The 13,193-nt window shown below is 64.7% G+C and carries 18 protein-coding genes; 11 read left to right on the top strand and 7 right to left on the bottom strand.

The window, feature by feature from the left end:
* Positions 1-16: 16 nt before the first annotated feature.
* The 6 genes from DEIPH_RS04670 to DEIPH_RS20120 form a co-directional block, all read right to left on the bottom strand.
* Positions 17-1,405, bottom strand: a complete 1,389-nt coding sequence (locus tag DEIPH_RS04670) for a recombinase family protein (RefSeq protein ID WP_034354658.1) — start codon at positions 1,403-1,405, stop codon at positions 17-19.
* On the bottom strand, positions 1,405-3,402 hold the full coding sequence (locus DEIPH_RS04675) for an RNA-binding domain-containing protein (protein ID WP_081790780.1): 1,998 nt from the start codon (positions 3,400-3,402) through the stop codon (positions 1,405-1,407). The genes DEIPH_RS04670 and DEIPH_RS04675 overlap by 1 nt, the downstream gene beginning before the upstream one ends.
* A gap of 77 nt (positions 3,403-3,479) precedes the next feature.
* The gene (locus DEIPH_RS04680) at positions 3,480-4,046 is read right to left on the bottom strand and encodes a hypothetical protein (RefSeq protein WP_034354661.1); all 567 of its coding nucleotides are present in this window, start codon (positions 4,044-4,046) and stop codon (positions 3,480-3,482) included.
* On the bottom strand, positions 4,043-4,645 hold the full coding sequence (locus tag DEIPH_RS04685) for a hypothetical protein (RefSeq protein ID WP_034354665.1): 603 nt from the start codon (positions 4,643-4,645) through the stop codon (positions 4,043-4,045). The genes DEIPH_RS04680 and DEIPH_RS04685 overlap by 4 nt, the downstream gene beginning before the upstream one ends.
* Before the next feature lie 3 nt (positions 4,646-4,648).
* Positions 4,649-5,065, bottom strand: a complete 417-nt coding sequence (locus DEIPH_RS04690) for a S24 family peptidase (protein WP_034354667.1) — start codon at positions 5,063-5,065, stop codon at positions 4,649-4,651.
* Between the two features lie 66 nt (positions 5,066-5,131).
* Entirely contained in the window at positions 5,132-5,590 is a 459-nt protein-coding gene (locus DEIPH_RS20120) for a S24 family peptidase (protein WP_034354670.1), read from the bottom strand.
* 381 nt (positions 5,591-5,971) lie between these two features.
* Here DEIPH_RS20120 and DEIPH_RS19130 point away from each other — a divergent pair, with 381 nt between their 5' ends.
* Positions 5,972-6,214 carry a helix-turn-helix transcriptional regulator gene (locus tag DEIPH_RS19130; RefSeq protein ID WP_200868157.1) on the top strand — a complete coding sequence of 81 codons (243 nt, stop codon included), beginning with the start codon at positions 5,972-5,974 and terminating at the stop codon, positions 6,212-6,214.
* A 129-nt stretch (positions 6,215-6,343) separates the two neighbouring features.
* On the opposite strand, the gene DEIPH_RS04700 is transcribed toward DEIPH_RS19130, so the two are convergent.
* Positions 6,344-6,535 (bottom strand): hypothetical protein, encoded by a 192-nt coding sequence (locus tag DEIPH_RS04700; protein WP_152544799.1) that lies wholly within the window; start codon positions 6,533-6,535, stop codon positions 6,344-6,346.
* Between the two features lie 56 nt (positions 6,536-6,591).
* On the opposite strand from DEIPH_RS04700, the gene DEIPH_RS04705 reads away from it, so the two are divergent.
* The 10 genes from DEIPH_RS04705 (at position 6,592) to DEIPH_RS04745 (ending at position 13,090) form a co-directional block, all read left to right on the top strand.
* Positions 6,592-6,792 carry a hypothetical protein gene (locus tag DEIPH_RS04705; RefSeq protein ID WP_034354675.1) on the top strand — a complete coding sequence of 67 codons (201 nt, stop codon included), beginning with the start codon at positions 6,592-6,594 and terminating at the stop codon, positions 6,790-6,792.
* Between the two features lie 262 nt (positions 6,793-7,054).
* A complete protein-coding gene (locus tag DEIPH_RS04710) occupies positions 7,055-7,345 on the top strand; it encodes a hypothetical protein (protein ID WP_034354678.1) in 291 nt (96 codons plus the stop codon).
* Entirely contained in the window at positions 7,342-7,545 is a 204-nt protein-coding gene (locus DEIPH_RS18625; RefSeq protein ID WP_051517156.1) for a hypothetical protein, read from the top strand. Before DEIPH_RS04710 ends, DEIPH_RS18625 begins: the two co-directional genes overlap by 4 nt.
* The gene (locus tag DEIPH_RS18630) at positions 7,542-7,724 is read left to right on the top strand and encodes a hypothetical protein (RefSeq protein WP_051517157.1); all 183 of its coding nucleotides are present in this window, start codon (positions 7,542-7,544) and stop codon (positions 7,722-7,724) included. The genes DEIPH_RS18625 and DEIPH_RS18630 overlap by 4 nt, the downstream gene beginning before the upstream one ends.
* Positions 7,721-8,881, top strand: a complete 1,161-nt coding sequence (gene bet, locus DEIPH_RS19135; protein WP_081790782.1) for a phage recombination protein Bet — start codon at positions 7,721-7,723, stop codon at positions 8,879-8,881. The genes DEIPH_RS18630 and bet overlap by 4 nt, the downstream gene beginning before the upstream one ends.
* 59 nt (positions 8,882-8,940) lie before the next feature.
* Positions 8,941-9,843: a hypothetical protein gene (locus tag DEIPH_RS04725; RefSeq protein WP_034354682.1), complete on the top strand. Its 903-nt coding sequence runs from the start codon at positions 8,941-8,943 to the stop codon at positions 9,841-9,843.
* Positions 9,824-10,036 carry a hypothetical protein gene (locus DEIPH_RS04730; protein WP_034354685.1) on the top strand — a complete coding sequence of 71 codons (213 nt, stop codon included), beginning with the start codon at positions 9,824-9,826 and terminating at the stop codon, positions 10,034-10,036. The genes DEIPH_RS04725 and DEIPH_RS04730 overlap by 20 nt, the downstream gene beginning before the upstream one ends.
* Positions 10,033-11,169, top strand: coding sequence for a hypothetical protein (locus DEIPH_RS18640; protein WP_051517158.1), 1,137 nt, complete (start codon positions 10,033-10,035; stop codon positions 11,167-11,169). Before DEIPH_RS04730 ends, DEIPH_RS18640 begins: the two co-directional genes overlap by 4 nt.
* Positions 11,166-12,512, top strand: coding sequence for a replicative DNA helicase (gene dnaB, locus DEIPH_RS04740; protein ID WP_034354691.1), 1,347 nt, complete (start codon positions 11,166-11,168; stop codon positions 12,510-12,512). Before DEIPH_RS18640 ends, dnaB begins: the two co-directional genes overlap by 4 nt.
* Positions 12,509-13,090 (top strand): hypothetical protein, encoded by a 582-nt coding sequence (locus DEIPH_RS04745; protein WP_034354695.1) that lies wholly within the window; start codon positions 12,509-12,511, stop codon positions 13,088-13,090. The genes dnaB and DEIPH_RS04745 overlap by 4 nt, the downstream gene beginning before the upstream one ends.
* Positions 13,091-13,193: the final 103 nt, after the last annotated feature.

Genomic DNA, 13,193 nt, shown 5'->3' on the forward strand with positions numbered 1-13,193 from the left:
AAAAGCGACTACTCAGCTATATCACCGGGTCCAGCGACACGCTCAGCCCCCCGCCGTTCCGCACCTGCACGCGCAATCCCAGCTTCAGCGCGGCTCCCCGGAACTCCAACCCCAGCGCGTCCCTGAGCACCTGCCGCGCCGCGTCCGGGGAGACCGTAGGAGCAGCAGGCGCAGGCGCGTTGAGGATCGCCTGCCGCTGCGCTTCCAGCCGCGCCTTCTTCTCGCCGTACTCCTGAAGCGAGTCGATCCCCGCCTCGTACGCTTCCTTCACCCGGCGCAGACGCACATCGATGTCGGAGAGGAGCGGCGTCACGTCGCGCGCCTCGGGCGCTGCGTTGGGCAGGTAGGGCGTGAGGTCCACGTCCTGCCCCAGCAGGCCCTCCAGCCAGCCGCGCACCTCCGTGTGGATGCGCTCAGCCGGGTAGTAGACCCGGTGGGTGCAGCCATGCCGCTTGGCGAGCGGGTGGCGGCTGTCCCCGCAGGTGTAGTAGGCATTGCGCTCATCGCGGCGGTGCCCGATCATCGCCCGCCCGCATTCCGCGCAGGTGATGCGCCCCTGGAGGGCGAACAGGTCCGCCCGGCTGCTGCGTCGGCCCTGGCCTTTGCGCCGCGCCTGCATTGCGCGCTGCACCGCCCACCACAGTTCGTCGCTCACGATGCGAGGGCAGGGGGCGCTGATAGGAGCCTGGAAACTGGAGGGGCGGCCAGGTTTGCTGCGGCCCCACAGCCACTCGCCCCGGTAGGCCGGGTCACGCAGTATGGCCTGAATCAGTGAAGTGTCCCAGGCGGCCTCGCCAGTAGGGGAGGGGACACCCTGCGCGTGCAGCTCCTGCTGGATGGTGTGCGCCCCGACCTCCAACGCCCGCTCGAACATCCACGTCACCCAGGCCGCTTCTGCCGGCTGCACCTGGTCGTCCTTCCAGCCGTACTTCCGCAGCTTGAACACCGTCTTGCCCGCACGCATCTTGGCGACCTTCCCGGCGGCCAGGCGCTTCACGACCCGGCGACGCTCGGCATCCGCGAAGACCAGGCGCATCCCGGTGTTCATCGCCCCGGCGTCATCGTCCAGGTCCACCATGCCCTCGATGGCAGTGTGGATGGTCAAGCCCGCGAGGTGGGCCGTCTCGATCAGGGCGTACCCCGCGCGGGGGTGCCGCGCGAGGCGGTCAACGGCGTACACCACCAGGTCGGTAAAGCGGTGGGCGTCCGCGAGCAGTTGCCCGAAGCCGGTGCGGGCCTCGGTGGTGCCGCTGATGGCGTCGGAGTAGACGGCCACGACGGTCAGGCCCGCGCGCCCGGCGTACTGGCGGCACTCCGCCTCCTGGGCAGTCAGGCCGTGCTTGTCCTCGCGGGTCGCGCCGTTGGGGTCAGACGTGCGGAGGTAGAGGGCAGCGGGGCGAGGCATTAATCCTCTACCAGCCCTAGCATTTGCCTCCCTAGCTCAGTGGTCCGGTACTGCACGTCTGGGGACGTGGCAGCAGCCGTGTACTCCAGATGGTTCGTTTTGATCAGGCGGCTGGTGTATCTCTGCCGTAAGTAGGTCGGATCGAGGTCCAAGATACTGGCCAGTTCCGCCGTCGATTTGGGCTCAAGGCACAACTCCAAAATTGTCGTCGGGATGGGCTTTCTTGTGACAGTTGAGAACCCCGCCACGATTCTCCTTGGGACCTCCTCTATCGTGGCATGCCTCTGGCTCGCAAGGTGACCTTGCGAGTCCTTGCGACCTTGCGACCTTGCGAGTCCTTGCGAGTCCTTACGACCTTGCGAGCCCTTGGAGGGCTTGCGAGTTCCGGTGGGTTTGCTCGCAGCAACATCTTCATCTCCGAGCAGTAGGGGGAACAACGTTTGCTGCTGGCTCTGGTATGGATCCGCTCGAGCCATGTCCCCTTGAGCGACCTCGTACTCGTACCAGCGGGAAATGCGCTGCCGTACAAGCATGCCTAGATCCACCAGGTTGCTGAGCAAGCGAGTCACATCGGTGGGATGGAGGTCCAACAGGAGTTGCAAACGCTGGTTGGAAACCCTCCTCTCATAGACTGCGGTTGCGAGGATGGAGCGCTCCTGAGGAGACAGCTGCTTGAAGCGGTCGCCGAACAGCGTGATCAACCGGGAAGTCACCCATTCCGGGTAGAGCCCCACCGTGAAGAGTTCAAGTTCAACCACTTCGGGAGATGGCTTCTCGGAGAGAGCCGGCCGACGCCAATGCTGTCTTTCCCAAGCGTGCCTAATTTTCGGGAAGCCAGAGCCAGCTTTCTCCGCACCGCCGACCATCTGGAACATCAGTTGCAGGGAAGGGTTCCGGCAATCGCTGACCCCTCCCTGGTACACCAAGTCGATAGGGACACGAGATACGCCGGGGTTTCTGAAGATGAAGCCGCTGGGGTGCTTCACGATCAGAATCCCGGTGGTCAAGGAATAGTCCGCGTGAACAAGCGCATTGATGAGTGCCTCGCGGATTGCAATGTGCACGTCCGTCTCATCGACACGCTTAGCCCCCTCCAGCATCTGAAAAGGCACGGCCAGATCGGCGACCAACTTGCTATATACCCTTCGATAAAAGTCGTATAGGTTCCCGGACCAGGTGCCGTCGGGGAGGACTCGGTCGGACCATCTCTGGTCATCGACCAGATGGGTTCGATCCTGATAATCAATGGAGTAGTGGGGGAGGGCTTCCCGGATGCTCTTCCACTTTCCGAACATTAGAAGTCCAGCGAGAGTAAGCCCCTCTCGCTGAGTTTTTCTGTCAACACGCCAGCCGCCCAAGTGCTCAAGCAGATCCTTGTCGTCAAAGGTCAGATAGGGATGCCTGGGCTTGCTTGAGGCAAAGTCATTTCTGAAGGCCCGAAGGCTATCGCCATCAATGTCATCAATGGTGAAATCGTCTAGGATATCACTGTCGCGTGCATCAGCCACTGCGTCAGCAATCATCTGGCTGACTTCATCCCGACGGCAACGATAATCGCCTTGATTTAAGCGCTTATAGGTATTGCCAAAAGGGTTTTTTCCAATGTAGATAGGGCGTTCTTTTCTGCTAGCCCGTTCTACCCGAATCAAGACCAGATTGACATCATCACACTCGATGACCTCAACAGAACCCTGATGCAGGATGTTCCTGCTGACGGCATCTGGATTGTTGATGGTGTTCCAGAAATCATCCACGACCCTGCCGGCGTTTTTGATTCCCGTGAACTTTAGACTTCCGTCCGAGTTTTCTGCCGCACCCAGGAGGATGTACCCGCCATCCGAGTTTGCCATAGCGGAATAACTTGCCCACAGGGCGTTGGGAACAGCACCGTTACCATCACGGCCCTGAGCATCTTTGGCTTCAAACTCATATGACTCGCGTAAAGCAAGGAGCTTTGCGCAGGCAACTTGGTTGTCCAGTTCTTCAGATAAGCTCATTGGTTGCGTCCATGTATTCACAAGAGGCGAAAGGTAACTAAGGGGGGGTCACGAAATATGGAGAGAGGCGGGACAGATCATGCTGGGTTTCCAACAGGGCGTTGGCTGCGCTCCCGCCAAGCAAGCCAAAGCGCGTACCCCAGCAGGGCAAATATGGTGAGAAGCGAGGTCACGAACCCTACAGCACTGTACATAGGCCCCATCCCTGAAAAGGCGTTCTCAGCAACGTATAACTTGAACAGATTGCCACAGACGGCCCCAATCACAAGGAGGATGGCCGCTAAGAGATTGAGCGCCATGCTCGCGCGCAGGTCCTTCACCAGAGCGGGAAGCAGGATGTTGGCGAGCGACGAAAGGCCAAAGAGCTGAACGGTGACCTCAAGGATAACTTTGGCACTCAGCACCGTCTGCTTCGCAAGAACGGTCAGCAAACCGACAGTTACAGGGATGGACAGGAGAGCAATTCCACTCAATACGAGCAGCACCGTGGTCAGAGAGCCACTTGTTTTCATGAACCTATCCATGGCCTGTCGGGTACGCTTTGTTCCCTGGTGGCTGAGCAGAATGGCATGCAGGCCCGCGATGAAGAGGATCAACGCCTCGACGAGTAGCAGTTTCCAGAGCGGATAGGAGCTGAGCGTCACGGAGCAACTCCTGGAATAGGCCCCCGCTGCATGTCCTGGGGAACGATCTTGAGCGTGATCAGAAACTCCTCCGTGCTGGTCCCTTCGACGGCCTCGTATAGGCGGTCACAGTAGGACCGACTCCTGAAGAGGATGGGGGGCATACCTATCGTGATCTCTGCTACCTGCTGCCCGTCCTGTTCAGTGATGGTCATCTGTAGCCGACGGGAGAGGCTCCCCTCCCGCTGCAATGCCCGGATTACCTTCACTGCCGCCTCGGGCAATGGCAGGGAATCCTCTTCCGCTTCCAGGAAGCCGCGGCACACGCCCTCATTGAAGACCTTCACTCGCGTGCCGTGGTCAAGCAGCTGCGGCTGGAACCGGTAGGGCCGTTCGACCACGTCCTTGTACAGCTGCACGTCCCGGTTAAAGAGGCTGACGTGGGCCGCCACGCCCTCCACATAGGCGAGCGGCACCATGTCGTCCGGCCACGTTAGGCACCAGGTGCCGCCTTCCTCTCCATGCTGGCTGCACTCCGGCTCCACTTCCAGCCGCCATACCGTGCGCCGGAGGTCGTGTACGTCCCTGCAATCAGGAATCAGAACCGTGTAGTACCCCATCGCTCAGACCGACTCGACCTGGCGCGCACCCACGTACTTCGCGTACACGCTGCCCACGATCTTGTACCCCGTCATGTTCCGGATCGGCGGCACGTTCGGATTCAGGCTGGCCAGCACATGCTTGCCGTTCAGCACTGTCCGCAGCTTCGCCACGTACCCGTTCGGCGTCTCGAAGACGGTGATCTTGTGGGGGCTGTAGATGCTGTACGTAATGTTGGTGTCGACCAGCACGATGTCGCCACTCCGGATCGCGCACTCGGTCCCGTCGTCCATGCTGTCGCCGGTGATCAGCATGGCCCGCGCACCCGGGCGGTACTGGCTGGCGGTGAGGGTCACGACCACCTGGCGCAGGTCGGCGTAGTAGTCGTCGACCGGGGCGTCCGGGCGGCTCGCTTGCACGATGCCGGAAACAGGGAGCACTCTTGTGTTCTTAGCGTAACGCGAGGGTAAAAAAACCCCGCTGGGGGCGACGGGCATGGACTCTCCTTAGTTGAGCGGGCCTTCGTGGCGGTCGCTGACGATGCGGTACAGGCGACCCAGAACACGGGCCTGATCGGCGGGAATGAGGTGGGCGGCGTAGGACGGATTGTCCGCCGTCCAGGCGTGCCCGAACGGCGTGGAACTGTAGCGGCGCAGGAACACGCGCCCGCCGCTCTCGACGGCATAGACGCGCTGTTCCTGGGGCGTAGTGGCGGCCAGGTCGAGGAAGACCAGATCGTCCGGGTGGATGCTGCGGGCCTGGGCGGTGGTCATCTCGTCGCTGTCAGCGAAGAACACCCCGTAGTTGTCGGGGTTGCGCACATGGGGGTTCGGCGCAATGAAGCTGAAAGCGTCCGGCTGTGGCTCGGGCTTCAGCAGGTCTTGCAGCTTGAAGACCGGTGTGGCCTCGTTGCCGATGGCGACAGCATCCGCCACGCCAAGATCAATCCCGGTGGCGCGCTGCATTTCGCCTAAGGTCCAATTGAGTGCGCGCGCGAGGGCGACGACTTTGGCAAAGCCTGCTTGTCTCAAATCAGTTTTGCCTCGCTCAACGTCGCTGACCCATGCCTGGGTCATCAGGTCTCCTGTAGCAGCAACGATGTCCTCTTGGCCCTTGCCGAGTTCTAGGCGACGCATCTTCAGCTTCAACGCCCAAGCGGGCGGAGCTGTCTTCGTGGGTTTGGCCTTGGGGGTCGCCATATGCGTCAGTCCGTACATGTTGCCCGTACTACGCTCAATGTACGGATTTAGTTGCATGAGGTCCAAAGACAAATCCGTGTAGGCAGGCCTGGTCCGAGGATGTACATTGACAATGTACGGATTTACTTATATTCTCTGACCATGCGAATGAGCGAGATCAAGCGACTGCGCCAAGAGCGCGGGCTGTCCCGCGACGAGCTAGCCGCTCTAAGTGGCATTTCGTCGCTGACGATCCGCGCTCATGAGCTGGCTACCGTAAATGGCACCGAGACGAAGACCGCCGAAGCCATCGCCCATGCGCTGGGTGTGCCGGTACACGCTCTCTTTTTTCCTTCGGATATAAATAAATCCGAGAAAATAGGTTATTCCGAAAACGGAGTCGGCGTATGACCCGCTCGCGAAGGCAGGCACACATGGAACAGCAAGACACCCCGGCGGCTACCGGGGCGCAGATGTCAGAGGCTATCGGCTTGCTGAGGCAGATTCGGGACCTGCTGGCTGGTGGGCTGGGCGTTCAGTTCACGTCAGACGGACAAGTAGCGCCTTTGCCCGAGTCCACACCCGAGCGATCTGGTCCTCGGTGAGTTGGGGTTGCTGATGAAGGCCTTCAACGCGCAGCGCCAGATCGTAGGCAATCAGCAGCTTTGCCTGATGTTCAGCGGCTTCCTTCTGCGACTTCGCGAGCTGAGCAGGCAAGTTCGGAAACGTCAACAAGATCACCTCCTTTTGCGGTCAGCCTACCCGGCTGCTGCTCAGGGAAGTGCCGCATGACCCGCTCCCGCCAGCCCCTCGACATCCGCGTCGTGAGCGCGAGCGTGCGCGGCACGGAGGTCTACCGGCACGAGGAGAACGGCGAGCCGGAATGGAAGAACCCCGACCTGATCGCCCGATGCCACGCCGCGCTGCTGCGCCCCATCAGCACGCCACTTGTTCCCACCGAAGAGCCGTCCAGCGCGCGCGCCAGCTAGCCACGACCACTCGACCTGACTGAATCCATCCAAGGCCTGAGAAACCGAGGATTCAGTGCAGGGCACCCGGCTGAAGGGGAGTCCCATGTACCGTACACCCGCCCCATACCTCCGATGTGAGATTTCTTACATCTGCACTCGGTTCAACCATTCCGACCCCGCCCAACTGGGCGTTCGGCGGCCTGGCGCGTTGCCCGGCTGAAACGAAAACGCGCGCCTACAGGGACTGCAACCCAGGCGCGCACTCGAAAGGAGCACCACCATGATACAGGACGGCATCTACCAGTGGGAACGCGTGCAGGTCTATGGCCCCAGCACGCCCATGCTCGCGCAGTTCTGCCACGGCACCCTCGTGCGCCTGGACGACGGCACCACCCCGGTGCCCACCGCCGACCTCGTGTCCTATGCGAGCCGCGTCATCCGCGAGATCGAGCAGCGGCTCGACGCCCAGCGCCGGTTCGGGGGCCGCATCGAGTTCACGCCCACCGTCGTGCTGAGCAACCCCGTCACGGGACTGGTCGGCGTGCCGGTGGGCGTGGGGGGTGAGGCATGAAGCGCGTCTGCCCCACCTACGTTCAGAGTCTTGCCGCCCGCCGCTGGGACGCCTTCGCTGCCGAGCTGGCTGAGGAACCCTACACCGCCGAACGCGCCCGTCTCGAAGCGCGCACCCGCCGACTGGTGGTCCTGCTGCGCGCGGCCGAGGCCCGGGTCGAGCGGTGCGGCTGCGGGCAGATGCGGGCGGTGAGCGTGTGATCCGCCTCGCCCTGCTGTGTGTCCTGGCCTACGTCGCGATGTTCCCGATCATCGACCGCCTCAGCCCTGACGCGAGTGCCTGGCTGCGGCTGGCCTGCGTCGCCGACCTCGTGCTGTTCCTGCTCACGCTGACCGCGCTGCTGACCCGTCTCACCCACCCCACCTGGAGGAACCCATGACGGCCATTGAACACGCCAGCACGACCTACCCCCCTCTCGCCCTCCAGCAGGCCCAGCAGGGGCTAAGCCGCGAACAGATCGACCTCGTGAAGCGCACCATCGCCAAGGGGGCCACCGACGATGAGCTGAGCCTCTTCGTGCAGCAGTGCAACCGCACGGGTCTTGACCCCTTCGCCCGGCAGATTTACGCCATCAAGCGCTGGGACAACAAAGAGCGCCGCGAGGTGATGGGTGTGCAGGTCAGCATCGACGGCCTGCGCCTGGTCGCCGAACGCAGTGGCAAATACGCCGGGCAGGTCGGCCCGATGTGGTGCGCGAAAGACGGGGTGTGGCGCGAGGTGTGGCTGGAAAGCACGCCGCCCGCAGCGGCAAAGGTGGGCGTGCTGCGCTCGGACTTCCGGGAGCCGCTGTGGGCAACGGCACGCTGGGACAGCTACGTGCAGACGAACAAGGAAGGGAAGCCCGGCCCGATGTGGGCCAAGATGCCCGACCTGATGCTCGCCAAAGTGGCTGAGGCGCTGGCGCTGCGCAAGGCATTCCCGCAGGACATGAGCGGGCTGTACACCAGCGAGGAGATGGCGCAGGCCGACAACCCTGCCCCTGCCGCGCCCCAGGCCCGCCGCACTGACGTGACGCGCGAGGTGGCGCAGCAGGCGGGCGTGCAGCCGCAGACCCTGCCTGACCCGCAGCAGGAAGAGGCGCTCCAGAAGTGGGCCAGCAGCATCGGCCTGCTCGCCACACGCGTTCGCAACGTCGCCCCCGCCGACGCGGTGCAGAGCGTCCTCGACACCTACGAGTGGCGCACCGGCATTGACGGCGCGCGGGCCTGCTACGAGGCCCTGCGAGAGCTGGGCCTGAAGCACGCCCGGCCCGCCCAGGAAGCGGGGCCGCAGGACTCCGCCCCGGTCGAGGCCGAGGTGCTCGCCAGCAGTGCCCAGCGCCAGGCCCTCGCACAGTGCGCGGCCCGGGCCGGGGCAACCACCAGCGATGACCGGGCGGTGCTGTGGGGCTACCTGACCAGCAGCGACCGGCCCGTCGGCACCAAGGACCTGAACGAGGGGCAGGCACAGACCATCCTCGACATGTTCAGCGGCTGGGATAACCACGAAGCCGCTGCCGTGTTCGTCGAAGCCCAGAAGAAGATTCTGCCGTTCTGACCCGCCTGGCCCGCACCCCACCCGGGGCGGGCCACTTCCCCTTCCCCGCGAGGTTCCAGATGAAACAGACCCAGCTCTACACCGTCCGCGCCTACCGCACCGAGACCAAGTACAACGCCAAGGACGACCTGATCAGCCTGCTCGACGTGCAGGTACCCGCCGATGCACTGGAGTTTCTGCGCGCGGCCCACAACGCCCAGGACAGCAAGGACGTGACCTTCACCGTGCAAGTGACGGACCGCGAGGACGGCGAGTTCCGCAAGCTGGCCTTCACCAGCAAGGGCAGCAAGATGAAGGACTTCGTGCCCGTCGCCACGCTGGAGAAGTGGCACAACTCGCACGACAACCTGACTGAGCTGTTCGACCACGTGACCTACGAGCTGGCCCTGATCGTGCAGGTCCGCGAGTTGCAGGAAGGCCCTGGCCTCTTCGAGGAAGAGCAGCCGGAAGCGGTGGCGGCGGGCGTGCTGAACGCGCCGAAGGAAGTGCTGGCCCTGCCCGCGCCGGAGGTCGAGGACGCCGAGTTTCAGGACTGGGAGACGACCGCCCGGGCGCTGCTGGCGGCCTGTGGTCCTGCACAGCTCGCGGAATTGCTCGCGGCCCTGGGCCTGCCCGCGCTGCCCGCTGCGGCAATCGGCGAAGAGCAGGAAGAGGCCCGCCGCAGGCTGCTCAAGGTCCTGCACGTCCTGGACGGCACCGCACTGTTGAAGAGCGTGCAAGCTGAGGTGGAAGCCATCGCCGCATTCCTGGCCCGCTGCTCGATGAAGCATCTGGCGGACCTGCTGGAAGAGGCGGGCTACGACCCCACGAGCTGGGATGACCCGAAGCGCACCGACGACGAGGACATGGCCGAGTGGCGCGAGATCATCCGTCACCACTGGGCGCAGCTTCAGGGCACTGAGACGTTCGAGCAGGTGCGCCAGCAGGTGGAGGGAGAGGGCCATGCGGCAGCCGCCGACTGAAGCGGGGGGGCTGCGGCCCCTTCCTCCCACCGAGGTGGAGGTCCGCCCGGAGCTGACGGATGACCTCCGGGCGTTCTGGGTCAGGGAGCTGCGGGGGCTGTCTGCACCTCACCAGGCGGCCATGCTGACCAGCCTCGTCCACCGCTACGGCCAGGCCGCTGCGGACGAGATCAAGAAGGCGGTGGGCGCATGACACCAGCCCGAAACCTCCAGCTCTTCCCCGGCAAGCCCGTCAAGCCCGGCACGCGCCGGGAGAAGGGCACCTACGGCATCACCGACAACGCCGTGATCGAGTACCAGAAGCGCAATGGGCGGGCCGACACGCGCGTGCTGGCCGCCCTCGCGCAGCAGGCGAACTACCGCCAGAAGACCCTGACCATCCCCGAACTGATGGCGCAGACCGACCTGGGGCAGCGGGCCGTGGAGAAGGCCCTGGCTGCCCTGGCCGCCGCAGGCTTCTGCACCCAGGTGGGCCGGGCCTGGCGGTACACCCAGCCCGGAGCGAACGGCGGTGCGAACCACCGTGCGAACGGTCGTGCGAACAGTTGTACGCAGAAAGGGGCCGGAAATGCCGTTCTGCACGGCAAATCCGCTTCCCTGAAGGAAGTAGAAGGACTTAGAAGGAATTTAAAGATCAACAACACCTACGTCTCTGACCTGTATGGCGCACCCACGCCAAGGACGGGTGTTGTTGCTGGGGGAACTTCCGAACAGCAGCCAGGGGCCGCACAGGAGGCGCAGGGCGCGGCCCCTGGCGGGGCCAGAGCTGACCTGCCTTCGCCTTCACAGCCCAAAACAGCTCACCAGCACGAGGAAACCGAGAACGTGACTGACCTTGAACAAGTTCCGCCGCCCGCCGCCGCGCCGCTGAGCTACCGCGCCGCCCAGGAGGCGCTCAGCAACGCCAAAGCGTGGGATATCTGGCAGGGCTGGGTGCCCGGCGTGCCCGGCCTGAGCCGTAACCGCGCCGCCCAGGACGCGCAGATCGCCCAGTTCGCCGCCTGGGTCGCCGATGGCCTCGTCGAAGACCTGCGCCAGAATGCCCGCGACATCGTGGTGGCGGGCAGTTTCGCTCACCCCTTCCCCGCGCTGGTGAAGCGCATGGAGCGCGCGGAAGCCGTCCAGCACGCACGGCGACAGAACCTCGACGAGACCCGCCGCGTGTTCGGCGAGGCCACCTGCACGCCCGGCGAGCGCCGCCGCGCCCCGGATGGCCGTGTCTGGACGGTGGAAGCTGTCGAGTACGGTCTGGTGTTCTTCGCTGAGAGCGGCGCGCCGCTGGACGTGCCGGACCGCGTGGCGGCGGCCTGGGAGGTGTTGGCATGACCGACTTCACCCCCCGCGTCCCCCCGCACAGCAACGAGGCGGAAATCAGCCTGCTGGGCAGCGTCCTGCTGGACAACGACGCCCTCACCAACGCTGTCGTCGGCCAGGTCGTCCCGGTGGACTTCTACCGTGAAAGCCACCGGAAAATCTGGGCCTGCATCCCGACCCTGCGCGAGAAGCGCGGTAGCGACGGCAGCCCCGGCCCGGTCGAACTCGCCACCCTCGCCGAGGAACTCATCCGGCGTGGGCAGCTCGACGAGGTGGGGGGCCTGACGTACCTCATCGGCCTGTCCGACCAGACCAGCACCGCCGTTTACGCTGAGCACTTCGCACGCATCGTGCTGGAAAAGGCCCACCTGCGTCAGGTCATCAGTCACGCCGGGAAGACCATGCAGGCCGCCTACGAACAGCAGATGCCCCTGGAAGACATCGACGCGCTGGCCGCCAGCGCCCCCCGCATGGAGTTCGGCGAGGCGGAGATCGTGCGCGGGGGCAGTCTGCTGGCAGGCGTGCTGGAACAGGCCAGCAGCGGCACCGGGCGGCGCGGCGCACCCACCGGCCTGACCGACCTGGATGACGCGGTGGGCGGCTTCGAGGGCACCCGACTGTACGTGCTCGGCGCGCGGCCTGGGATGGGGAAGACGGCCGCTGCCTTCCAGATGGCGGTGAACGTTGCGGCCACCACGGGCCGCGTGCTGGGCTTCAGCCTGGAGATGCCCGCCGAGGAGATCATGACCCGCCTGCTGTGCAGTGAGGGACGGGTAGACCTCAGCCGCTTCACCGACGCGCAGCGCGGCAAGGCGCAGCTCAGTGAACGGGACTGGGGCCGCCTCATCCCCGCGCAGGAGTTCCTGAACCGCCTGCCGCTGGACATCGTGCGCAAGCAGAACCTGTACCTGCACCAGCTCACCGATATGGTGCGCCGCGAGCACCAGCGTGACCCGCTGAGCATGTTCGTGCTGGACTACCTGCAACTGGTCAAGGTGGCGGGGCGCGGCGGTGGCAACCGGACCCAAGAAGTCGGTGAGATCAGCCGCGAGTTGAAGAACCTGGCGCTGGAACTCCAGATTCCTGTGCTGGCTCTCTCGCAACTGAACCGGGGCGTGGAAGACCGTCCGAACAAGCGCCCGCAGCTCAGCGACCTGCGCGAGTCGGGCAGCGTGGAACAGGATGCCGACGTGGTGATGTTCATCTACCGCGACGAGGTCTACAACAAGGAAACCGACCAGCAGGGCGTGGCCGAGTTCGGCATCGGCAAGCAGCGCAACGGGCCGACCGGCATGGTGAAGGTCCAGTACCACGCGCCCTTCACGCGCTTCTCGAATCTGGCGAGGTTCGTGTGACCGGCCAGCAGCTCCAAGCCCGCGCTCCCACCCTCGAACAGGACATGGCCGCCTGGGGCGAGTCCTACCGGGCCGCCCAGCGCGACCTGAACGTCCGCGCCCTCGCCGCCTACCACCTCTTCCTGCGCTGGAGCGTCGCCGGTCAGCAGGGCGACTTCAGCAGCATCCTCGCCCGGCACGCGGGCCTCTCCCGCACTACCGCCTGGCGTGCTTGGCGGGCTGGGTACGCCCTGCACCTCGGCAGCACCGCCGCCACCGATCAGGGCGACCTCGTGGACGCGGCCCGCGCTCTGGACAACGGCGCCACGCTCGAAGAGGTCAACGCCGCACTGGGCAGCCACACCATCCGCGACCTCGCGCAGCAGCTCGACACGGGCAGCGTGGGCCGCCGGATGACCGCCGAGGCCGCCCAGCTCCGCCAGCAGGTGCAGCAGCGCCTGGGCACGCTGGGTCTGGAGCACCTGCCGCCCGCCGAACGTGACGAGCTGGTGTTCCGCGCGTTTCTGACGGTTTCAGATGAAACGCTCGCCGGGATTGTCGCGGCGTACCGGAAGACAGTGGAAGGGGGGGAGGGATGACCACGGAAGCCGTAGAAGCCTTCAGACGCTTCTCTCAACAGCTCGCCGTCTTGGCTGGAAAGGTGAGGGAGTGGCTGGAAGCCCACAGCGCCCTGACGCCGGA

Source organism: Deinococcus phoenicis (genome assembly GCF_000599865.1).
GTDB lineage: Bacteria > Deinococcota > Deinococci > Deinococcales > Deinococcaceae > Deinococcus > Deinococcus phoenicis.